General features: G+C 70.6%; 17 protein-coding genes and 1 riboswitch. Of the genes, 9 read left to right on the top strand and 8 right to left on the bottom strand.

Annotation, left to right across the window (positions count from 1 at the left end; genetic code table 11):
• Window positions 1-168 precede the first annotated feature (168 nt).
• The 4 genes from E8D38_RS11475 to E8D38_RS11460 all read left to right on the top strand — a co-directional run bounded on the left by E8D38_RS11475 (window position 169) and on the right by E8D38_RS11460 (window position 4,543).
• The gene (locus E8D38_RS11475; protein ID WP_140629741.1) at window positions 169-1,065 is read left to right on the top strand and encodes a carbohydrate ABC transporter permease; all 897 of its coding nucleotides are present in this window, start codon (window positions 169-171) and stop codon (window positions 1,063-1,065) included.
• A gap of 6 nt (window positions 1,066-1,071) precedes the next feature.
• Complete coding sequence (locus E8D38_RS11470) at window positions 1,072-2,127, top strand: ABC transporter ATP-binding protein (RefSeq protein WP_246099441.1); 1,056 nt, start codon at window positions 1,072-1,074, stop codon at window positions 2,125-2,127.
• A 44-nt stretch (window positions 2,128-2,171) separates the two neighbouring features.
• Window positions 2,172-3,197, top strand: coding sequence for a LacI family DNA-binding transcriptional regulator (locus E8D38_RS11465; protein WP_181179064.1), 1,026 nt, complete (start codon window positions 2,172-2,174; stop codon window positions 3,195-3,197).
• A gap of 185 nt (window positions 3,198-3,382) precedes the next feature.
• Window positions 3,383-4,543 carry an ABC transporter substrate-binding protein gene (locus tag E8D38_RS11460; RefSeq protein WP_140629707.1) on the top strand — a complete coding sequence of 387 codons (1,161 nt, stop codon included), beginning with the start codon at window positions 3,383-3,385 and terminating at the stop codon, window positions 4,541-4,543.
• Window positions 4,544-4,558: 15 nt separating this feature from the next.
• On the opposite strand, the gene E8D38_RS11455 is transcribed toward E8D38_RS11460, so the two are convergent.
• On the bottom strand, window positions 4,559-5,455 hold the full coding sequence (locus E8D38_RS11455) for an alpha/beta fold hydrolase (protein WP_140629702.1): 897 nt from the start codon (window positions 5,453-5,455) through the stop codon (window positions 4,559-4,561).
• 36 nt (window positions 5,456-5,491) lie between these two features.
• Window positions 5,492-5,567: riboswitch (SAM riboswitch) on the top strand.
• Window positions 5,568-5,612: 45 nt separating this feature from the next.
• Here E8D38_RS11455 and metX point away from each other — a divergent pair.
• From metX to mmuM, 4 genes are all read left to right on the top strand, one after another.
• A complete protein-coding gene (gene metX / locus E8D38_RS11450; protein ID WP_140629699.1) occupies window positions 5,613-6,794 on the top strand; it encodes a homoserine O-succinyltransferase MetX in 1,182 nt (393 codons plus the stop codon).
• Window positions 6,795-7,422: 628 nt separating this feature from the next.
• Window positions 7,423-8,007 (top strand): methionine biosynthesis protein MetW, encoded by a 585-nt coding sequence (metW, locus tag E8D38_RS11445; RefSeq protein ID WP_140629696.1) that lies wholly within the window; start codon window positions 7,423-7,425, stop codon window positions 8,005-8,007.
• A gap of 162 nt (window positions 8,008-8,169) precedes the next feature.
• Window positions 8,170-9,939, top strand: a complete 1,770-nt coding sequence (locus tag E8D38_RS11440; RefSeq protein ID WP_140629693.1) for a diguanylate cyclase — start codon at window positions 8,170-8,172, stop codon at window positions 9,937-9,939.
• A gap of 250 nt (window positions 9,940-10,189) precedes the next feature.
• Window positions 10,190-11,170 carry a homocysteine S-methyltransferase gene (gene mmuM / locus E8D38_RS11435; RefSeq protein ID WP_140629689.1) on the top strand — a complete coding sequence of 327 codons (981 nt, stop codon included), beginning with the start codon at window positions 10,190-10,192 and terminating at the stop codon, window positions 11,168-11,170.
• Here mmuM and E8D38_RS11430 read toward each other — a convergent pair.
• Complete coding sequence (locus E8D38_RS11430) at window positions 11,167-11,649, bottom strand: hypothetical protein (RefSeq protein ID WP_140629684.1); 483 nt, start codon at window positions 11,647-11,649, stop codon at window positions 11,167-11,169. The two genes, mmuM and E8D38_RS11430, sit on opposite strands and share 4 nt — an antisense overlap.
• 99 nt (window positions 11,650-11,748) lie before the next feature.
• Here E8D38_RS11430 and E8D38_RS11425 point away from each other — a divergent pair, with 99 nt between their 5' ends.
• On the top strand, window positions 11,749-13,182 hold the full coding sequence (locus E8D38_RS11425) for an HD domain-containing phosphohydrolase (protein WP_246099440.1): 1,434 nt from the start codon (window positions 11,749-11,751) through the stop codon (window positions 13,180-13,182).
• A 33-nt stretch (window positions 13,183-13,215) separates the two neighbouring features.
• Here the strand turns inward: E8D38_RS11425 and E8D38_RS29485 are convergent, their stop codons facing one another.
• The 6 genes from E8D38_RS29485 to E8D38_RS11395 all read right to left on the bottom strand — a co-directional run bounded on the left by E8D38_RS29485 (window position 13,216) and on the right by E8D38_RS11395 (window position 21,867).
• The gene (locus E8D38_RS29485) at window positions 13,216-13,695 is read right to left on the bottom strand and encodes an SRPBCC family protein (protein ID WP_140629681.1); all 480 of its coding nucleotides are present in this window, start codon (window positions 13,693-13,695) and stop codon (window positions 13,216-13,218) included.
• Between the two features lie 82 nt (window positions 13,696-13,777).
• Entirely contained in the window at window positions 13,778-14,104 is a 327-nt protein-coding gene (locus E8D38_RS11415) for a hypothetical protein (protein WP_140629678.1), read from the bottom strand.
• A complete protein-coding gene (locus E8D38_RS11410; protein WP_140629675.1) occupies window positions 14,086-15,969 on the bottom strand; it encodes a DUF885 domain-containing protein in 1,884 nt (627 codons plus the stop codon). The genes E8D38_RS11415 and E8D38_RS11410 overlap by 19 nt, the downstream gene beginning before the upstream one ends.
• 76 nt (window positions 15,970-16,045) lie before the next feature.
• Window positions 16,046-17,371 (bottom strand): erythromycin esterase family protein, encoded by a 1,326-nt coding sequence (locus tag E8D38_RS11405; protein ID WP_140629672.1) that lies wholly within the window; start codon window positions 17,369-17,371, stop codon window positions 16,046-16,048.
• A 70-nt stretch (window positions 17,372-17,441) separates the two neighbouring features.
• Window positions 17,442-20,579 carry an NAD(P)-binding protein gene (locus E8D38_RS11400; protein ID WP_140629669.1) on the bottom strand — a complete coding sequence of 1,046 codons (3,138 nt, stop codon included), beginning with the start codon at window positions 20,577-20,579 and terminating at the stop codon, window positions 17,442-17,444.
• A gap of 49 nt (window positions 20,580-20,628) precedes the next feature.
• Window positions 20,629-21,867, bottom strand: a complete 1,239-nt coding sequence (locus E8D38_RS11395; RefSeq protein WP_140629665.1) for a diguanylate cyclase — start codon at window positions 21,865-21,867, stop codon at window positions 20,629-20,631.
• Window positions 21,868-21,879: the final 12 nt, after the last annotated feature.

Raw genomic sequence — 21,879 nt, 5'->3', positions numbered from 1 at the left:
CCTTGCCTTGGAGGACTGCCTGAGTCGACTTCATTTCCGAACCTCCTTTGCACAGAGAACAGGAAATTCCCGTTGTAGACCAACGCGGCTGACGCGGGTGGTCCTCCATAGGATCTCGGGGGATCGGCCGGCGTACCCGCCGGTCGAGGGGCAGGCGTGAGCGCCGTGATGCCACGCCCCGTGCCCGCCGCGGCCGCCACTGCACGTCGCCGGTCACGCTGGCGCCCGGCTCGCCTGGGCCTGTACGCCTTCCTGCTCGTCTGCGCGGCCTTCTTCCTGATGCCGCTGTACGTGATGCTCGTCACCTCCTTCAAGCCGATGGAGGAGATCCGCCTGGGCAACCTGTTCTCGCTGCCGGTGAAGGTGACGCTCGAGCCGTGGGCGCATGCCTGGCTCACCGTGTGCACCGGGCTGCAATGCGAAGGCATCCGTGGCGGCTTCTGGAATTCGGTGGCCATCGTGCTGCCGAGCACGGTGCTGTCCATCCTCGTCGGCGCGATCAACGGCTATGCACTGTCGTTCTGGAAGCCGCGTTTCGCCAACGCGCTGTTCGGCGTGCTGCTGCTGGGCGCCTTCGTGCCCTACCAGGTGATGATGTTCCCGCTGGTGCGGGCGTTCGCCGCGATGAGCATCTTCGGCACACTGCCGGGCATCGTGCTGATCCACACCATCTTCGGCATGCCGATCATGACGCTGCTGTTCCGCAACTACTACAGCTCGGTGCCGGAAGAGCTGTTCAAGGCGGCGCGCATCGACGGCGGCGGCTTCTGGCGCATCTTCTTCCAGCTCATGCTGCCGATGTCGGTGCCCATCGTGATCGTGGCGGTGATCATGCAGGTCACCAACATCTGGAACGACTTCCTGCTCGGCCTGGTGTTCGCCGGCCGCGAGCACCTGCCGATGACGGTGCAGCTCAACAACGTCATCAACACCACCACCGGCGAGCGGCTCTACAACGTCAACATGGCGGCCACGCTGCTCACGTCGCTGGTGCCGCTGTTCATCTACCTCGTCTCCGGCCGCTGGTTCGTGCGCGGCATCGCGGCCGGTGCGGTGAAAGGCTGATCTCCCGTGTCCGCAGTCGCGATCCACAACCTCCACGTGAAGATGGGCCCGGCGTCCATCCTCGAACAGCTCGACCTGTCGGTGAACGAAGGCGAGTTCCTGGTGCTGCTGGGGCCTTCGGGCTGCGGCAAGTCCACGCTGCTGCATTCCATCGCCGGGCTGCTCGACGTCGAGGCCGGCAGCATCTCGATCGGCGGGCGCGACGTGACCTGGGAGGACCCGAAGGACCGCTCGATCGGCATGGTGTTCCAGTCGTATGCGCTCTACCCGACGATGAACGTCGAACGCAACATGTCGTTCGGCCTGCGGGTGGCCGGCACGCCCCGGGCCGAGATCGAGCGGCGGGTGCAGCGCGCCTCGAAGCTGCTGCAGCTCGACGCGCTGCTGACGCGCAAGCCGGCACAGCTGTCGGGCGGCCAGCGCCAGCGGGTGGCGATCGGGCGTGCGCTGGTGCGCGAGGCCCAGGTGTTCCTGTTCGACGAGCCGCTGTCCAACCTCGATGCGCAGCTGCGCACCGAGCTGCGCCGCGAGCTCAAGCAGCTGCACCGCGAGCTGGGCGCGACCATGATCTACGTCACCCACGACCAGGTCGAGGCCATGACGCTCGCCAGCCGCGTGGCGGTGATGCGCTCGGGCCGCATCCAGCAGATCGGCGCGCCGGCCGAGGTGTATGCGCAGCCGGCCAACATGTTCGTCGCCGGTTTCCTGGGTTCGCCCAGCATGAACTTCATCGAAGGCCGGCTGGCCGGGCCGTCGTTCGAGGCGGGTGCCCTGTCGCTGGCGCTGCCCGCGGCGGCGCCCGGGGGCGAGCGCCCGGCCGTGCTGGGCATCCGGCCCGAGCATGTGGCGCTGCTGCCGCCGCAGGCAGCCTCGCTGCAGGCCCAGGTCACCCTGGTCGAGCCGATGGGCTCCCACCTCGTGGTCTGGCTCGACCTGCACGGCCACCGCGTGGCCGCCGAGGTGGCGGCGGTGCACGACCATGCCGTGGGCGCCGTGGTCGGCGTCTCGCTCGACCTGTCGCGCGCCAGCCTCTTCGACCCCGCCACCCAGAAGCGCCTGTAGGCGCGACGCTTCTATCATCGCGCCCTGCAACAAGGCAGGACGCAATGGCAACCATCAAGGACGTGGCGCGGCTGGCTGGCGTGGGGGTGGGCACCGCGTCGCGCGTGATCAGCGGCAAGGGTTCGTTTTCGCCCGACGCGGCCGCGCGCGTGGGAGCGGCGGCGCAGCAGCTGGGCTTTCGCCCGAGCGCCATTGCCCGTGCACTGTCGCTGCGCAGCACCGGCACCATCGGCGTGTTCGTGCCCGACTTCGCCGGCCCCTTCTACGGCCCGCTGCTGCATGCCATCGACACCGAGCTGCGCCAGCACGACCGCCACATGGTGGCGGCCAACGGCTGCGGCCACGAAGACCCGCGCCAGGAGGCGCTCGACGGCGCCCGCTTCCTGATCGAGCGCGAGTGCGACGGCCTCATCATCACCAGCAACGCCTTGCGCGATGCCGACTTCCTGGCCCTGCGCGAGCAGCACCCGAGGGTGGCGGTGGTGAACCGCGACGTGAAGGGCATGAAGAACCAGTGCTTCACCGTGGACCACCGTACGGCCGGCCGCCTGGCGGCACAGGCGCTCGCGCAGCAGGGCCACCGCCGCGTGGCGGTGATCTCCGGGCCGGCCGCCGCCGGTGACAACCGGCTGCGCCTGCAGGGCTTCTTCGAGCAGCTCGAGGAGGCGGGCGTGAAGCAGTCGTCGGTGCTGCTCGAGGAAGGCGACTTCACCGGCCAGTCGGGCTGGGACGCGGCCGCGCGCCTGCTGGCGCGCAAGGGCATCGACAAGGTGACCGGCCTGTTCTGCGCCAACGACCAGATGGCCATGGGCGCGCTGAGCTGCCTGCACCATGCAGGCATCTCCGTGCCCGGCGACTGGTCGGTGGTGGGCTATGACGATGCCGAGTTCGCGGCCTACCTGTCGCCGCGCCTGACCAGCGTGCGCATTCCCATTGCCGACATGGCGCTCAATGCCTGTCGCTCACTGCTCAATGCCTGCTACCAGACCACCTTGCCGGTGTCGCAGCGCTTCGAGCCGCAGCTGATCGCACGCGAGTCGGTCGCGCAGGCGCACCCGGCCCGGCGCTGACGGCAGCCTGATGCGCCGTCGCAGCGGCGCCACGCCCGGGCCGCACCGCCGGCCGTTTGCGTGACTTCCATCACAGGCGGACGCTACCCCGGGCGCGGCTGTCGCCAGAACGACAGGGGTCCCGGGTGCGGCCTTCTTACCCTGCGGCGCGCACATCCCCACCCCAACGCGAGGAGACATTCGCCATGAAGCGCCGCCTGTTCCTGCACCGCCTTGCACAGACCACCGCATTGGCCGGCATGCCCGCCTGGGCCCCGCTTGCCCGCGCCGCCGAAAGCGGCGTCACGCCTTCGACGGTCACCATCGGCAGCTCGCTGGCCCTGAGCGGCCCGCTCGCCGGCGCCGGCGCCGACCACACCGCCGGCGTGAAGGCCGCCTTCGCGGTCGTCAACCAGGCCGGCGGCATCCACGGCCGTGAAGTGCAGCTGCTGGCCAAGGACGACGGCTACGTGCCCGGCCGCACGCTCGACAACGTGAAGCAGATGCTCGACGGCAACGACGTGTTCGCGCTGATGTCGTGCATGGGCACTGCCAACACCGCGGCCGTGCTGCCGCTGGTCGAGCAGCAGGGCGTGCCGTGCGTCGGCCCGGTCACCGGCGCCAGCTCGCTACGCCAGCCGGGGCAGAAGAACGTGTTCCACGTGCGGGCCAGCTACCGCGACGAAACCGTGCGCGTGGTGCAGCAGCTGGTGCAGATGGGCCTGAAGGACATCGCGATCGTCTACCTCGACAACCCCTTCGGCAAGGAGGTGCTGAAGGATGCCGAGGCCACGCTCGCGGCCAACAACCTCAAGTCGGTGGGCAGCGTGGCACTGGCGGTCGACGGCGCGAATGCGAGGCAGGCGGCCGACCAGGTGCTCGCCGCCAAGGCCGGCGCGGTGCTGCTGGGCACCACCGGCACTGCCAACACCGCCTTCGTGCTGGCCCTGCGCGGCAAGGCCTCGGGCCTGCCGCTGGCCGGCCTGTCGGTGTCGGTCATCTCGTCGGAGCTCGGCAAGCTGGGCAACGCCAGCCAGGGCCTGGCGCTCACCCAGGTGTTCCCCGACGCCGAAAAGACCAAGCTGCCGGTGGTGCGCAGCTACCAGGCCGCCATGCGCGCGGCCGGCGTGGAGCAGTTCGGCGGCAGCAGCTTCGAAGGCTGGATCAATGCGCAGGTGGTGATCGAAGGCCTCAAGCGCGCCGGCCGCGACCTGACCCGCGACAGGCTGCGCACCGCGCTGGCCGGCGTGAAGCGGCTGGACCTGGGCGACTTCAGCCTGGGCTATGGCGCGACGCCGGGGCCGTTCGTGGCCTCGAGGTTCGTCGAGCTGGCGATCCTGGGGGCCAACGGCAAGCGGGTGTCCTGACGGCGAACGACACGCTCAGCCGAGGAAGTCGCGCAGCGCCTGCGCCGTCTGCTGCGGCAGCTCCTCCGGGATGAAGTGCCCGGCCGGCAGCACCGCGCCGGTCACCGGGCCGGCGCATGCCGCACGCCAGTCGTCCAGCGGCTTGAACAGCGCATTCACCACGCCGCGTTCGCCCCACAGCGCGTGCAGCGGGCACTGCACCCGCTGGCCGGCCTCGCGGCTGGCGCGGTCGTGCTCGAGGTCGATGCCGGCGGCGGCGCGGTAGTCCTCGCAGGCGGCGTGGATGCCCTGCGCGTTGCAGAAGCCCTCGGCATAGTCCTGCAGCGCCTCGGGCTCGATGAAATCGAGCCCCTTCGAGCCCCAGCCCGAGAGCGTCCAGTCGAGATAGAAGCGCGGCGCGGCGCCGATCTGGCGCTCGGGCAGCGGCGCCGGCTGGATCAGATAGAACCAGTGGTAGCAGGCCCGCGCGAAGGCCATGTCGGTGCGCTCGTACATGGTGAGGGTGGGCACGATGTCGATCACGCAGAGCTTGTCGAGCACCGCCGGATGGTCCAGCGCGAGCCGGTGCGCGACCCGGCCGCCGCGGTCGTGGCCGGCGATGCAGAAGCGCTCGTGGCCGAGCCTGCGCATGAGCGCCACCATGTCGGCCGCCATGACACGCTTGCTGTAGTTGGCATGGCCGGCTTCGCCCGGCGGCTTCGACGAGCGGCCGTAGCCGCGCAGGTCGGGGATCACCAGGCGGTGGTGCGGCGCCAGCAGCTGCGCCACCCGGTGCCAGATCGCGTGCGTCTGCGGATAGCCGTGCAGCAGCAGCAGCGGCGGCCCGTCCGGCCGCCCGCCGGTGCGGGCGAAGATCTCCACGCCATTGACGGCATGGTGCTGTGCCTGGAACTCGTCGAACCAGTTCGCCATGGGCCCCCCGGGTTGCGTCGCAAGGTGCTGGTTATACTGCCGCCCAGCGCCGATTTGTTCCGGCTTGCGGGCGCTCAACAAGTACAGCTAAAGGGGGCGCGGATGGAACCCGGTCACCTTTATGTGCAGCCGGGTTTTGTTTTTTCTGCCCCTGAACATGAGCCCCACCACCGGATCCTCGGTCGGTTTCGTCACGCCGCAGACCGCGCACTTCGCGTTGCCGCTGCCGCTGCAAAGCGGCGCACAGCTCGCCGGCTATTCGCTCGTCTACGAGACCTACGGCACGCTCAACGCCGACAAGAGCAATGCGGTGCTGGTGTGCCACGCGCTCAATGCCTCGCACCATGTGGCCGGCCTGCACGAAGGCCAGGAGCGCAGCGAAGGCTGGTGGGACAACCTCGTGGGCCCGGGCAAGCCGCTGGACACCGACCGCTTCTTCGTCATCGGCGTCAACAACCTCGGCTCGTGTTTCGGCTCCACCGGCCCGATGCACACCAACCCGGCCACCGGTCGGCCCTATGGCGCGGACTTCCCGGTGGTGACGGTCGAGGACTGGGTCGACGCCCAGGCACGGCTGCTCGACAGCCTGGGCATCACGCAGCTGGCCGCGGTGATCGGCGGCAGCCTCGGCGGCATGCAGGCCCTGAGCTGGACGCTGCAGCACCCCGAGCGGGTGCGCCATGCGCTGGTGATCGCCAGCGCCCCCAACCTGTCGGCGCAGAACATCGCCTTCAACGAGGTGGCGCGCAGGGCCATCGTCACCGACCCCGACTTCCATGACGGGCACTTCTATGCCCATGGCGTGGTGCCCCGGCGCGGCCTGCGGGTGGCGCGGATGATCGGCCACATCACCTACCTGAGCGACGACGTGATGGAAGAGAAGTTCGGCCGCGACCTGAAGGCGGCCGAGCTGGCCTACAGCACACAGGACATCGAGTTCCAGATCGAGAGCTACCTGCGCTACCAGGGCGACAAGTTCAGCGAGTACTTCGACGCCAACACCTACCTGCTCATCACCCGCGCGCTCGACTACTTCGACCCGGCGCGGCGCTATGGCGGCGACCTCACCAAGGCCCTGGCGCGCGCAGCGGCGAAGTTCCTGGTGGTGAGCTTCACCACCGACTGGCGCTTCTCGCCGCAACGCTCGCGCGAGATCGTGAAGGCCCTGCTCGACAACAGGCGCGACGTGAGCTACGCCGAGATCGATGCGCCGCACGGGCACGATGCCTTCCTGCTCGACGACCCGCGCTATCACAACGTGGTGCGAGCCTACTTCGAACGCATCGCCCGCGAAAACGACGAACGCGGCGTGTCGGCCGCGGCGAGGTTTGCGGTATGAAGATCACGCAGCTTCAGGTCACGCGGGCCGCCGCGCCGGGCCGCCCCAAGCAAGGCCCCACCCTCCCGGAGGGTCGATCGCCGTACTCGGCGAGCGGGGTGCAGGCATACCGGGCCGCCGCGCCGGGCCGCCCCAAGCAAGGCCCGACCCTCCCGGAGGGTCGATCGCCGTACTCGGCGAGCGGGGTGCAGGCATACCGGGCCGCCGCGCCGGGCCGCCCCAAGCAAGGCCCGACCCTCTCGGAGGGTCGATCGCCGTACTCGGCGAGCGGGGTGCAGGCATACCGGGCCGCCGCGCCGGGCCGCCCCAAGCAAGGCCCCACCCTCCCGGAGGGTCGATCGCCGTACTCGGCGAGCGGGGTGCACACATCCCGGGCCGCCGCGCCGGGCCGCCCCAAGCAAGGCCCCACCCTCCCGGAGGGTCGATCGCCGTACTCGGCGAGCGGGGTGCAGGCATGCCGGGCCGCCGCGCCGGGCCGCCCCAAGCAAGGCCCGACCCTCCCGGAGGGTCGATCGCCGTACTCGGCGAGCGGGGTGTACACATCCCGGGCCGCCGCGCCGGGCCGCCCCAAGCAAGGCCCGACCCTCTCGGAGGGTCGATCGCCGTACTCGGCGAGCGGGGTGCAGACATGAGCGAACGACGCGATCTCGAACTCATTGCGGAGCTGGTGCCGCCCGGCTCGCGCGTGCTCGACCTCGGCTGCGGCAACGGCGCGCTGCTGGCGCTGCTGCGCGACACGCGCGGCTGCAGCGGCTACGGCATCGAGCTCGACGACGACAAGCTGCTGGCCGCCGTGCAGCGCGGGCTCAACGTGATCCAGCGCAACCTCGAAGAAGGCCTCGGCATCTTCGAGGACGACAGCTTCGACGTGGTGCTGCAGCTCGACACGCTGCAGAACCTGCGCAACACCGAGGCCATGCTGCGCGAGACCGCACGCGTCGGCCGCATCGGCATCGTGAGCTTTCCGAACTTCGCGCACTGGCCCAACCGTATGCGGGTGGCCTCCGGCCGCATGCCGGTGACCAAGAAGCTGCCCTACGAGTGGTACGACACGCCCAACATCCGTGTGGGCACCTACGCCGACTTCGAGGTGCTCGCACGCAAGAACGACCTGCGCATCATCGAATCGTTCGGCATCCATGAAGGCCGGGTGAAGCGGCGCTGGCCCAACCTGCGCGGCAGCACCGCGGTGTTCAAGTTCGAGCGCGGCTGAGGCGCGCAGCGCACGCCTCGCGCGGCAGGCGTGAACAACATCACGCACGGCCAGTCGTGTGTGTTGTCGGTGGCCCGCTTGTTGCGAGGGGCGAAGGTGTTGCAGACATTGTTTTGCGTAACAATTCGCCGCTCCTGCCACCCCCTGTCGCTCGCTCACGTGATGGCCTCCTTCGACACGCTGTGCGGCATGCTGATGCGCGTGGGCCGCGGTTGCACCGCGGCCGCGCTGATGCTGTGGTGCATGGGTTTCGCCGCCCCTGCTGCCTTGCACGCGGCGCCCGCTCCTGCAGTGCCGCAGACCGCGTCGTCCTCCGAAGCGCTGGACCTGCTGCCGGCCGGCACGCTGGTGGCCGCCGCCCGCGGCGACAGCTTTCCCGAGCACCCGGGGCAGATCGAGGCCTGGCTCGCCGGCCACCCCCGGGCTCCCCATGTGAACCTGCTGGGCGGCGGCTACTGGCTGCATGCGCAGGTGCGCCATGACAGCCGCACCACCCGCTGGGTGCTCGATCCCAACAACACGCTCATCGAACATGTCGAGGCCCGCCTGTGGGGCAGCGACGGCAGCCTGCAGGTCCTGCGCAGCGGCTACACCGCCGAGCGTGAATACGCGCTGCACTACGGCAAGGACGTGACCCTGCTGCCCGGCGTCACCTACGACGTGCTGGTGCGCTTCGACAGCCGCTACTACGCGTCGGTGCCGCGCTTCCAGGTGCTCACGAAGGCGGCCTACCAGCGCAAGGTGCTGTTCGAGAACACGGTGATCCTCGGCTCGCTGGGCGCGATGCTCGTGCTCGGGCTGTTCAACCTCTTCCTGTATGCGCTGGCGCGCGAGCGGGCCTACCTCTGGTATTGCGTGCAGCTGCTGCTGGCCACCGTGGCATGGGCCATGGTGTTCCAGCTGCCGGCCGAACTGCTCGGCCTGCGCGAGCTGCGGCTGCACTACGTGCCGTTCTACCTGCTGCCGGCGGCCAGCTCGATGTTCTGCATCGAGTTCCTGGAGCTGCGCCAGCGCCTGCCTGCCATGTACCGGCTGCACCGCTGGCTCATCGTGGTGTCGCTGCTGCTGGCGCCGCTGGCGGTGTTCGCGCTGCCGTGGGCGCATTCGGTGGCCACGCTGCTCATCAGCGCATGGCTGCTGATGACGCTCACCAGCGGCGTGCGCTCCTGGCTGGGCGGCTACCGGCCGGCGCGGTTCTTCGTGTTCGCCTTCGTGGCGCTGCTGATCCCCGCGCTCGTCATCCTGCCGGCCAACCTCGACCTCGTGCCCGACCTGATCGACAACGCCGAGCTGGCCACCCTGTTCGGCGGCGCCGTCGAGGGCCTGCTGCAGGCCTTTGCACTGGCCGACCGCATCCGGCTGCTCAACCGCGAGCGCGACAGCTATGCGGCCCAGCTGGGCGAGGCGCTGCACGTGGCCCACACCGATGCGATGACCGGCATCGCCAACCGCTATGCCTTCGACCTCGCGCTCAAGCAGCGCACCCGCCGCCTCCCGGGCGCTGACACCACGCTCACCGCCACCGCCAATGCCGAGGCGGCGGTGCCGCTGCTGCTGCTGGTGATCGACCTCGACGGGCTGAAGAAGATCAACGACCGCCATGGCCACGGCCGCGGCGACGAATTCCTGAAGGCGGTGGCCAGGGGCCTGCGCGTGCTGGCCGGCGAAGCGGCCAGCTGCTATCGCATCGGCGGCGACGAGTTCGCCATCCTGGCGCCGCGCCGGCTGGAGGCCCAGCTGCAGCGCGGGCTTGCGCAGCTGGAAAGCCAGCTGCTGTCCGACGGCTTCGAGGAGGCCGGGATCAGCTACGGCATCGCGCACTGGTCCGACGAAGCGGCGGTGCACGACCTGGTGCACCAGGCCGACCAGGCGATGTACCAGAACAAGACCCGGCGCAAGCAGCAGCGCAGCGCGGGTGTGGCGGCGGCTTGAGTCGCGAACAGCACCCCCGTTCGCCCTGAGGTATCGAAGGGCCGCAGCGGTCGTTGCAGGGCTTCGATACCTCAGCCCGAACGGAGAGTGGTGTGCGCCACGGGCTGAACCCAATTCATTCACCGTGAAGGCATTCGACACCTCGCGCGAACAACACCCCGTTCGCCCGGTGCGGGCCAACGGCAGTTACGCTCGCCCCCACACCCGCTACTTCGGCGCCGAAGAGGCGTGCTAACGCACCATGTCCTCCATGGCAGACGCTTCCACCACTCCGCCATCCGGCGTCATCACCGCCTGGCTGGCGCGCCAAGGCCACCTCGTGCTCGATGGCGCGCTGGGCACCGAGCTGGCCCGGCGCGGCGCCGACATCGACGACCCCCTGTGGTCGGCCCGGCTGCTGATCGAACAGCCCGAACTCATTCGCGAGGTGCACCTCGACTACTTTCGCGCCGGCGCCGACGTGGCCACCACCGCCACCTACCAGGCCACCTTCGAAGGCTTCGCCCGGCGCGGCCTCGGCCACGACGAGGCCGCCGGGCTCATGCGCCTGGCGGTGGCGCTGGCCTGCGAGGCACGCGACATCTTCTGGCGCGAAGCGCAGCACGACCCGGCGCAGGCCCACCGCGCGAAGCCGCTGGTGGCCGCGTCCATCGGCCCCTATGGCGCGATGCTGGCCGACGGCTCCGAATACCGCGGCGGCTACGGCCTGGACGAAACCGCGCTGATGGACTTCCACCGCCCGCGCCTGCAGCTGCTGGCGGGCTCGGGCGCCGACCTGCTGGCCTGCGAGACCGTGCCCTGCCTCGCCGAGGCCCGCGCCCTGGCGCGGCTGCTGCAGGAAACGCCGGGCAGTGAGGCCTGGATCAGCTTTTCATGCCGCGACGGTGAGCACGGCAGCCAGGGCGAGCCGTTCGCCGACTGCGTGGCCGCGCTCGACGGCTTTGCCCAGGTGGCGGCGATCGGCCTCAACTGCACTGCGCCGCAGCACGTGGAGTCACTGGTGCAGACCGCCCGGTCCCGCACCCGCAAGCCCATCGTCGTGTACCCCAATGCCGGCGAGCACTACGACGCGGTGCGCAAGGTGTGGCACGGCGCCGCCCATGACGGCGGCGCGAGGCTGGCCGAGGCGGCCATGCAATGGGCCGATGCGGGCGCGAGGCTGATCGGCGGCTGCTGCCGCACAACACCGCAGGACATCGCGGCGATCTGCCGGCGCTGGGCAAGAACCTAGCGCCCACGACGGATGCGCAGCAGCTGCCAGGCACTGCCCACCACGAACAGCAGGAAGAACAGGCCGAGTGCCGCCTTGACCTCGGGCGACTCGGGCCCATGGCTTGCGATGGGCGCACCGCCCGGCAGGCGCGTGAGCGTCTCGACCGTGCCCGGGATCAGCAGGATCAGGTAGCTGGCCGACATGGCCAGCGTGCGCAGGTAGGGCGCGGCGCGGCCCAGCAGCGCCGGCGGGCGAAGCGCAAAGCCCATCAGCAAGACCGCGATCACGCCCAGCACATGGCCCGGCCCGAGGCTGCCGGTGCTCGACAGGCCGAACGAGGTCGCGATGGAGGCGAGCATCGACACGATGTAGGCCCGGCCGAGGCGGTCGTCGGGCGAGATGGCGCCCCGCGTGGCCAGCGCGTAGCCGCCCAGCAGCAGCGGCGCGATGCTGAGCGTGGTGTGGACGATGCCGAGGGTGCTGAGGCTGGAGGGCATGGGCGGCTCCGGACGAAAGTGACGATGGCCGCCATGGTGAGCCGCGGGCGCTCCACGTACCATCGGTCGAATATCCGATCACCACCCGGCGAGCGCCTCTTGACCACCGACCTCGTCGCCGAAGGCACCACCGTTCGCGTGGGCGACGCGATGCACGCGCTCGCCTTCGTGGGCGATCTCAGCATGGGCCAGCCCTGCAACCATTCGCGCCGCGTCGCTGCCCTCGCACGGCGGCTCGCGCTGGCGCTGGGGCGCGCCGAGCTGGCAGCCGACGCCACCAGCGTCGCGCTGCTGCGCTGGTCGGGCTGCACCGCCAATGCGGGCGAGATCGCAGCGCTGCTGGGCGACGACGTGGCCGGCCGCGCGAAGATGCTGGCCGAGCCGGCGCTGCTGGCGCAGCTCCAGGCGGCGGCACTCACCGACCCGGCGCAGCGCGAGCGCCTGGCGGCCTTTGCCGGCGTGGCGCAGATCCACTGCGAGGTGGCCGGCGACACGGCGCACCGCCTCGGGCTGCCGGCCGCGGTGGAGCAGGCGCTGCGCCATGTGTTCGACGGCTACGACCTCGAAGGCAGCGGTGGGGCGGCGACCGAACTGGTGGCCATCGTCACGCTGTGCGGCGAGTTCGAGATCGCGGCCCGCCTGCAAGGCGCCGGTGCGCTGCCCGCGGCCGACGGGCGGCACCCGCGCAGGCTGGTCGAGGCGCTGCGCACCCATGCGCGCTGCTGGCTCGCCGAGCTCGACGGCGAAGCCGAAGACGACGTGGTGGCGCAGGTGCCCGATGCCGACGTGCCGCTGCGGCTGCTGGCCGACGTGATCGACCTCAAGCTGCCGTGGCTCACCGGCCATTCGCGCGCGGTGGCATCGGCAGTCGAAGCGGCCGGGGGCCGCCTGGGGCTCGACCCGGCAGCGGTGCAACGCACCGTCGCGGCTGCCCTGCTGCACGGCATGGGCCGCGCCGCGCTGCCCAACGCGCTGTGGAACAAGCCGTCGCCCTTGACGCGTGCCGACCACGAGCAGATCCGCCTGGCCGCCTACTGGACCGCCCGCGCCGCGCGCGAGCTCGCGGGCCTGTCTGCCGAGGCCGACCTCGCCTCGTGGGTGTTCGAGCGCGGCGACGGCTCAGGCCACTTCCGCGGCCTGGCGCCGCAAAGCCCCGAGGCCCGGCTGCTGGCCGCCGCGGCCAGCTGGGTTGCGCTGCGTTCGCCACGGCCCTGGCGGCCTGCCTTCGACGAGGCCGAGGCGGCACGCATCCTGCGCGAAGACGCAGGCGCCGGGCGCTACGACCGTGAGGTGGTCGAAGCGCTGCTGGGCGCACCGGCACCGCGCCCCCGAGCGACACCGACGCTGCTGTCGCCGCGCGAGCTCGACGTGCTGCGCGCGATCGCCCACGGCGCGAGCAACAAGGAAGCTGCCCAAGGGCTCGGCATCAGCCCGGCCACCGTGCGCACGCACCTGGAGCACGTGTTCGAGAAGCTGGCCTGCAGCAGCCGGGCGGCGGCGACGTTGAAGGCGGTGGAGCTGGGGTTGCTTTGAGCACTGGTGAGGCGGCTCTGACCGATGGTGCGGCTAGACCTCACGCAACAGCTCTGCGAGGCGCCTGTGAGATTCCACAACCCCTCGCTTCACGCTGGGAAGCAACAGGAGGCTGCATGTCAGCCAGCCAAGGAGTCCATTGGGTTCCAGCTCGACATGTTGAACCAGCTCGCACCCCGAACCACTGTCGTTGAAGACCATGCTCTGTTTCATGGACCGAAAGGGAAACCCGGCTCTGGCGCTGGGCGGGACATTGCTTTCGGTCGCGCACACCGTTCGATACTGAACGCTGCGGCAAGGGTCGATTCGCTGGACGCGAGAAACGATCGGAGCAACACCAGGCTTGTCGGGCGCCCATTGGAAGCCGGCATAACGCCCCGAATCGAACAGGAGCGCTACGCCGTGAAGCTCTTCAGCAGGCATCCAGCGCTCGCAATCCTTGAGATGCAGCAGGTAGTCCCAAACCACGGCTGCGGGCCTGGGGAAGCGACTTCGAATCTGTGAGCTGGGCATGTGATGTGTGGACAGGATGGTTCGTCACGGCGGCATGTAAAAGCGGTCGAGGCGGCGCTCGGGCGGCAGGATGGGATGCTTTTCACCGCCTCCTGCCAGCCGCGAACAGACCGGCTCCTGCAAGCACGGGTGTCGAAATGGCCACGCCCAGCAGCAGACATGCAAACTCCCAGAGGGTGACCCTGGTCAACCAATGCACGAGCAACACCGTCACGGTGGCCGCGCAGAACAACTCCCACGCGAGCAATGGCAAGCGAAGCTGAGCAAAGCCACCCTGCGGATTCTTCAGCACCAGACGGCGCCCCACCGCAAAGAAGCCCGCAAGGAGGCATACCACGCCCGTGCCCGTGAGCGCCATCGAAAGCGCAGCGCCGAGTACTTCAAAGTGACTCACGATGACATCCGCCATGGCGCGCTCTGCGTGGCCGAAGCGCGCGCTGCGGATCCCGGCACACGATGCCCAGGACGCCCTCCGGCCCGCGCCCACCGTTCCAGCACCCGCGTCAGCAGGTCCAGCGGCATGTCGGCGTTGAGCAGCCCCGCATCGTGGAAGGCGCGGAGGTCGAAGCGCCTGCCCTGCACCGCCTGGGCGCTGGCGCGTGCCTGCGTCCAGGTGCGCCAGCCCAGCATGTAGCAGCAGGCCTGCGCCGGCTGCACGCAGTAGCGCTCCACCTCGCGCACGGTGGCCGAAGGGGCGTCGCCCAGCGTGGCCGACATGTAGGCCACTGCCTGGTCGCGGGTCCAGCGCTTGTGGTGCAGGCCCGAGTCGACCACCAGCCGCGCGGCGCGGAACAGCATCGACGCCATGTAGCCCAGGCGGCCGAGCGGGTCACGGCGGTACACGCCCATCTCGTCGGCCAGCTGTTCGGCATACAGGGCCCAGCCTTCCTGGTAGCCCGAGAACAGCGGCATGCGGCGCAGCAGCGGCAGGCCTTCGGCCTCGTTGCGCAGCGTGTTCTGCAGGTGGTGGCCGGGCAGGGCCTCGTGGTAGACGAGGGTGGGCAGGTCGAAGCGCGGCCACTCGGCCACGTTGCGCAGGTTGATCTCGAAGAGACCGGGGCGCTTGCCGTCCAGGCTGCCCGGCTGGTAGGTGGCGCCCGGCGCGCCGGCCTCGATGGCGGTGGGCATGCGCTGCACCCGCACCGGCGCCTGCGGCAGCCGGCCGAAAAAGCGCGGCAGGTGCTCGCGCATCTCTTCCATGCGGCGCTCCAGGTCGGCGAGCAGGGCGCGGCGGCCCTCGTCGCTGTCGGCGTACAGGTGCTTCGGATCCTTGCGCAGCGCCGCCAGCCGCTCGGCCACCGTGCCGCGGGTGAGGCCCCGGCTGCGCAGGATGGCATCGGCCGACGAGCTGAAGCGCTTCACCAGCTCCAGGCCCAGGCGATGGATCTCGTCGCCGGACAGCGCCGTGGTGGTGGCCGCGCGCACGGCGTGGCGGTAGAAGCGCTCGCCCTCGGGCAGACGCCACACACCGGCCGCGGTGGGCGCCTTCTCCAGCGCTCCCTGCAGCAGGTCGGCCTGCCGCCGCAGCGCCGGGTACACCTCGGCTTCGACGATGCGCGCCGCGCGCGTCTCCCAGTCGCCTTCGATGCCGGCGGCCCGGGTGCGCCGCACCAGCGCCGTCACCAGCTCCGAAGCCGCCGGTGCCGGCGCGAGCATCGCCTCGAACTGGCGCAGCGCCGTGCGCAGCACGAAGTCGGGCGGCACCGCGCCGCGCGCGTGGTCGCTGCGGGCCCATTCGGTCTCGTGGTCGAGCACCAACGCAAAGGCCGAGAGGCGCGCCAGGTAGGCCTCGGCATCGGCCCGGTCGGCCACCGGGTGCAGGCTCGCAAGGAAGCCGGGGATGGCGCGGTACGAGCCGCTCAGCTGCGACACCACGTAGGGGATGGACGGGCCGACGTCCGGGTCGCCGAAGCCGAAGTCGTAGGCCGCGAGCGTGGTGTCGGCGAGGTAGAGCGCCGACTGGTGGTTGATCCAGTCCATGCCCTGCAGCCGCGCCGGGTCGAAACGCCCGAGCCCGGCCTTCATGTCCTCGAACAGGCGGCGCATGCGCGCGCGCGCATCGGGCGAGCGGTCGTTCAGCAGGCTGCGCGCAGCGGCGTTGGGGCCGGTGTCGAGGCCGGCGCTGGTGAGCAGCTGCGGCAGCAGCGCCAGCGCCCGCTGCAGCACGCTGTCGAGCAGCTGCGTCAGTTCATTCGGCGACGCGGCCTGGGCCCGGCCGGCCGCGGCGAGCGGCGCGAGAGCGGAGCCCGCCAGCAGGTGGCGGCGAGAGATCATGGTCGTCACGGGCCGGCCGGCCTGGGGTGGACAAGCGGGCGATGCTAGCGTTTCGGCCCGTGGCTGTCGCTGAGCCTCAGCGCACCAGGGTCACCGGCGCCATGGTACGGATGTAGAAGACGCCGTCCCAGTGAGGGCCCAGGCCGTTGGCAGCGATGCCCGGCAGCGCCACCGGCCCGAAGTCGATGGCGCGCGCCGGCATGGCGGCCAGCCCCGGCACCACCCCGCGCGGCGCGTTCACGAAGATGAACGGGGCCGCCGTGCCGGGCCGCCCGCACCTCCCGGAGGGTCGATCGCCGTACTCGGCGAGCGGGGTGCACACATCCCAGGCCAGCACGGCCTCCAGGCTGCCGGGCGCCGCGGGCGGCACCTCGCGCACCTGGCCGCTCGCGTCGTCGAGCCAGCGGCCTTCGAAGGCGGTGGTGTTGAGCGCGTAGTAGGCGCGGCCCAGCCGCTCGCCGACGATGGCGCCGGCCAGGCGATGCTGCGCATCGCGCTGCAGCCCGCGGCCGAGATGCGCGATGTGGCCCCACACCACCACCTTGCGGCCGGCGTACACCTCTTCGGTCAGCCACAGCAGGTTGTCCGCCATCGCATGGTCGCGCTGGTAGTCGCCGTCCCACACGGTGCGCGCCTGCGCCTGCAGGCCAGCCACGCTGCGGCACCAGAGCATGGTGCCGGCATCGGTTCGGCTGGGGCGGCACAGCGCACGGTGCAGCGCGGCGAGCGCCGCATCGAAGCGGCGGCGTTCCTCGGCGGCGGGGGCTTCGCGATCGAGCTTGAACAGCCGCTCGCCCAGCCGCTCCACCAGCGGCCAGTCGATGTTGCGGGCGGCGCGCGCGTCGCGGGCCGCAAGCTGGCGGCGCAGGCCGCGCAGCAGCGACCGCTGGCTGGCTTCGCCGGTGAGCTGGCTGTCGAAGCCGGCCACCGCGAGCGGGCGCGGCGCCCGGCGGCGCTCGTCCAGGTAGCGCAGCAGCTCGCGGCCGGCGTCGCTCTTCGAGTACATGTAGAACAGCCTGCCCGGCGCCAGCGCATCGAGGCTGCCCTCGCCGCGGGCCACCGCGCGGGTCACCTGGTCCACGTCGAACAGGCCGCTTTCGATGAGCAGCACGTCGAAGCCGCGGCGCTCGTGCAGGTAGCGCAGCAGCCGCAGCTTCAGCTCGAACTCCTGGCGGCCGCCGTGCGTCTGCTCGCCCAGGCCCACCACCCGGGCATCGCCCACGGCGGCGCCGAAGGCCTCGAGCGCGGCGTCGTCGATGGCCTCGGCGCTCGTGGCGGCCATCGGCCGGGCGTTGGTCTGCAGCCAGTCGCGCGCCGTGTCTTCGGACGCCGCGGCCCGCAATGCAGCCCCCAGGGCCACGGCACCGGCCAGCAGCATCGCGAACGGGTGGGGCATCGGCATGGCGCGTCCTCCGGCAAGGAAGGGCGCAGCATACCGAGCCGCCGCGTGAACCGGGTTCTGGCCGGCTACCTCAGAAGTCGCTTTCGCCGCGGATCACCTTCGGCCACCCGCTGATGGCCCGCGAGGTCTGCATGCCGGCCATCACCGCCGCCTCCACGCAGCCGGCGTTCAGGCCGGTGCGGATCCAGTCGCCGGTGAGGTAGAGGTTCGCGAAGCCCGAGCCATCGGTCGTAAGCCGGCAGGCGCTGCTGCCCACCACCGACAGCACGTAGCGCTCCGACGGGTCGACGTTGGCGCGCCAATACTGGCGGCCGAAGCGTTGCGTGCCGCTGCCCTGTTCCGGGTCGACGAGGCAGCCCCACCGGAAGCCGCCGCTGCCGGCCACTCCGGGCCACAGCGCGCCGATCCGGGTCTCGAGCTGGTCGATCGCCGACTGCTTGACCGCCGCCGCGCAACGCGCCGGAAAACCGTGGTCGCTGTACGGCGGGTAGTCGTTGATGGGCAGCGCGCTGCAGAAGTACGACACGTTCTTCGGCTGCGTCTGCGCCGGCGGCCAGGCTTCACGCTGCAGCAGCTGGTCCATCGGCGCCCAGGTGTCGAAGGGTTCGACGAAGCCGCTGAGCACCGGCTCCTGGCGGTTGGCGCCGAAGCTCGTCCAGCCCATGGCTTCGAGGTCGCAGTCGATCCACACCTGGTAGGCCTGGGTGGCCACCGTCCTGATCTTCTCGCCCATGGTTTGCAGCGCCGGACTGCGGGCCACCAGCTGCGGGCAGAGGTCCTTCACGCCGTCGGCCGAGATGCCGAACACGACGAGATCGAAGTCGACCCCTCGTTGCAGCGTCAGCGTGGGCAGCGGCTGGCCGAAGTGCTGCGCATAGAGCTGCGGCCAGTTGCTCCAGTTCGACTCCAGGTTCACGTCGTGCTGCTGCAGCAGCGCGGCCTGCTCCGGCACGATCTGCGCGTAGTCGGGCCCGCTGGGCCAGCAGGCCAGGCCCTTCACGTTGACCAGCGGGTGGTAGTGGCCGGCACCGCCGGTCACGGCGGCCTGCTGCGTGAGGCGCACCTGGTCGACCAGGTTGCTGCCGTCGGCCGCGGGCACCAGCTCCTCGACCTTGTGGAAGAACCTGAACTGCACGCCGCGCGACTTGAGCACCTGGTACAGCGGCGTGAACACCGTGTCGCCCATGCCGGCCTGCATCTCCCACATGATGCCGCCGTGGTAGGCCACCGCCACCCGCAGCATGCCGCGCAGCATGGTGCCGGCCTCGATGTTGGGCCGCTCGAAGTCGCCGTTCTCGTAGGCGAACACCAGGTCGTAGAAGCCGCGCACCGGCGCAGAGTGCACGGTGAGCTTCTCGTTGGCGCCGTGCCGGGTGAGCCAGTCGTAGAAGTCGATGTCGTTGATGACGTCGAAGCCCCGGGTGAAGACGCGGTCCTCGAACATGCCGATGAGCGCGGTGCAGGCGAGGTCGATCACGATGTACAGGCGGCGCAGGTCGTCGCCTGCGCCTTCGGCCGCCACCGCATCGTGCAGCCAGCCGCGCAGCGACTGCAGCGCCGCATGCATCAGCTCATGGTGCTCGGCGTCGTGGCTGCGTGCGTCCTCTGCCAGCGCCTGGCTGAACTGCACCAGGGCCTGGGCCGCATGTTCCACGTCGGCGGCGAGGTGTTCGACGTCCTGCTCCACGTGCCGGGCGAGGCCGTGCAGCCAGCCCTCGTGTTCCTGGTCGGGCGGCGTGAGCGGCCGCGGCTCGGTGAACGCGGCCGCGTCCTTGAGCTGGCCCAGCCATGACTGGATCCACGCATACAGCGTGCTGGCCATGGCCCAGGGGCCCACGCTTTCGGTGCCCTGGCCGGGCGTTCCGGGCTTGATGGGCGTGTCGATCGGCCAGGTCTTCCACTGGCCCTGCACGAACTCCGTCAGCGTGATGAAGTGCTGCGGCTTGAAGGCGTCGGTCCAGCTGGCCAGCGGCGCGCCGGGCGGGCGCTGCAGCAGGTCGTAGGCCTTCTGGATGGTGTTGAAGGCGTTGTCGTAGAAGCCGAACCAGATGTGCAGGCCGTGCTCTTCGATGCGCTGGCCCAGCGCGGCATTGCGGCCGCTCGCGCCCTTGCCGCCCACGCGCCAGCCCATCTGGTAGAGCGTGATCTCGTAGCGGTTTTGCCAGCCGGGCTGGTCGGTCAGCCAGAAGGCGGCGGTCATGGCGCCCACGCCGCCGCCCAGGATGGCGATCTTCTTCGGGGCGATCGTCGAGTTGTCGACCAGCTCCTCGCCCTGGGTGACCTCGAAGTCCATCGTGAGGTGGAAGGGCAGGATGGCTGGCTGCGCGCCGGGCGCCAGGCCCAGGGTGTCGGCCAGCGGGAAGCTGGCGAAGGGCTGCAGCGTGAGCTGATACTGCCAGCCCAGCAGTTCCACGCTGTGCAGCTTGTTCACCACCGCCGGGGCGCTGACGATGCCCTGGTAGACGGCCTTCTCGCCCGCGCTGTCGGGAAACTGCTTCAGGAAGATCTGGTCGAGCTGCGGCTTCAGGAAGGCCTGCGCCACCTGCTCCCAGCCGGCGGCGTCGAGGTCGAGCGCATCGGCTTCGCTGGACAGCAGCTCGACCAGCTGCCTGACGAAGCTTTCCCAACCCTTGAGCGGCTGGTGCGGCCGGGAGGTGTCGGTCGCCTCCACCGCCAGCAGCGGGTGCATGGCGAGCTGCGTCTCGGGGCTGAAGGGCTGGAAGCCCTTGGCGGCGAGGCTGAAGCTGCGCGGCGCCTCCCCCGGTGCGGGCATCGTGTACTCGCAGCCGTACTTCGGGTAGCCGTAGAGCTCGCGCCCGTTGATGAGCGCCATGGTGTCGTCCACGAAGATGTGGCACGGCCAGATGTAGATGTGGTTGATCCGGGTCTGCCCCGGCAGCACCTGGCCCACCATCACCCAGGTCACGATGTCGGTCTCGATGCCCCAGCCCTTGGCCGCGTCGCGCGGGTGGGTGGACTGCGCATGGCCCACCCTGGTGAAGGTGAGCAGCACGAAGGGCGACAGCACCTGGAAGTGCATGCGCCCGGCAGCCGCGGTGTTGAGCGTCTCGTCCACCGAGCGCTGCAGCTTCGCGCGGTCGCCGCGCACGAAGAAGCCGTACATCTCGGACTCGCCGAGCGACAGCGGCGAGTGCATGAGCACGTTGCCGCCGGAGTAGATGTAGTCGGGTCTCGCCTGTTGTGCCATCGCCCCTGCCCTCGCTGGTGTTGATATGGGCGGCGATGGTAGCGGCGCCTCAGCCCGCCGGGACGGGAACCTCGGCGCATTCGATGCGCGCGCGGCCCTTGTGCTTGGCGGCGTACAGCGCCGCGTCGGCGCGCTCCAGCAGCTGCGACAGCGACTCGCTGCCGTTCCACTGCGCCACGCCCAGGCTCGCGGTGATCTGGCCCACGCCCTCGAACGGCGGGTCGGTCACCTCGGCCAGCACGGCCTTCGCGGCGCTGAGCGCATCGGGCAATGCGGTGTTGGGCAGCACCAGGGCGAACTCCTCGCCGCCCAGGCGGCCGAGCACGTCGCGCCCGCGGCTGCGCGAGCGCACCCGCCTGACCAGCTCGCGCAGCGCCGCATCGCCAGCGGCATGGCCGAAGCGGTCGTTGACCTGCTTGAAGTGGTCGAGGTCGATCATCACCACCGACAGCGGCGTGCCCTGCTCGCGCGCCCGCCGCAGGTGGCCGCCGAGGAACTTGTTGAAGCCGCGCCGGTTGACGGCGCCGGTGAGGGCGTCCACCGCGGCCAGGCGCTTGAGCGCGCCCATGCGCGTGGTCATCGGGTTGATGACCATGCGGCGCAGCATCACGTTGAGCACGACGAACATCACCGAGATCACGGTCACGGCGCCGGCCAGGAAGCGCAGCAGGGTGGCGTTGGAGCGCTCGAAGGCCAGCGACATGGGCATCGAGACGATCTGCGCGCCGATCACTTCGCCCACCTTCCAGCCGAAGCCGCCGTCGATGCCGTAGCGCATGACCAGCGCCGAAGGCGCCGTGGCCGCCGAGCCGTGGCAGGCCAGGCAGTCGGGGTCGTTCACCCGGATGGCCTGCGCAAAGTGCAGCACCTGTTCGCCGGGCCCGCCGGTGACCCGCTGCAGGGTGCCGCTGCCGTCCTTGCGCAGGGCCTGCACCACCTCGGCCGCGTCGCCGGTGGCCAGGTTGGCCGGATTGGTGGGGTTGAGCGCCACCTCGCGGTACGACACGCCGGGGTAGCCGGCATGCAGGTAGCGCATGGTGGTGGTGGCGGCGAACGAAGGCACGCTGATCGGGTGGAAGGTGGCGCTGTCCACCGGCACCAGCGCCCGCACATGCTCGGTGGTGTAGCGGCGCACCGCCTGCGCGGCGCGCATGCGCAGCTCGGCCTCGCGCCGCACTTCGCGCAGCGCCTGCTCGCGCAGGTCGAAATGCACGGCAATACCCGCGGCCGCCAGGGTTGCCAGCGAGCACAGGGCCAATGCCAGGTTGAGACGCGCCTTGATCTGCATGGTTTGTTCGAG

Source organism: Methylibium rhizosphaerae (assembly GCF_006386545.1).
GTDB lineage: Bacteria > Pseudomonadota > Gammaproteobacteria > Burkholderiales > Burkholderiaceae_C > Pseudorivibacter > Pseudorivibacter rhizosphaerae.
This window is presented reverse-complemented; position numbering and strand designations above follow the sequence as displayed.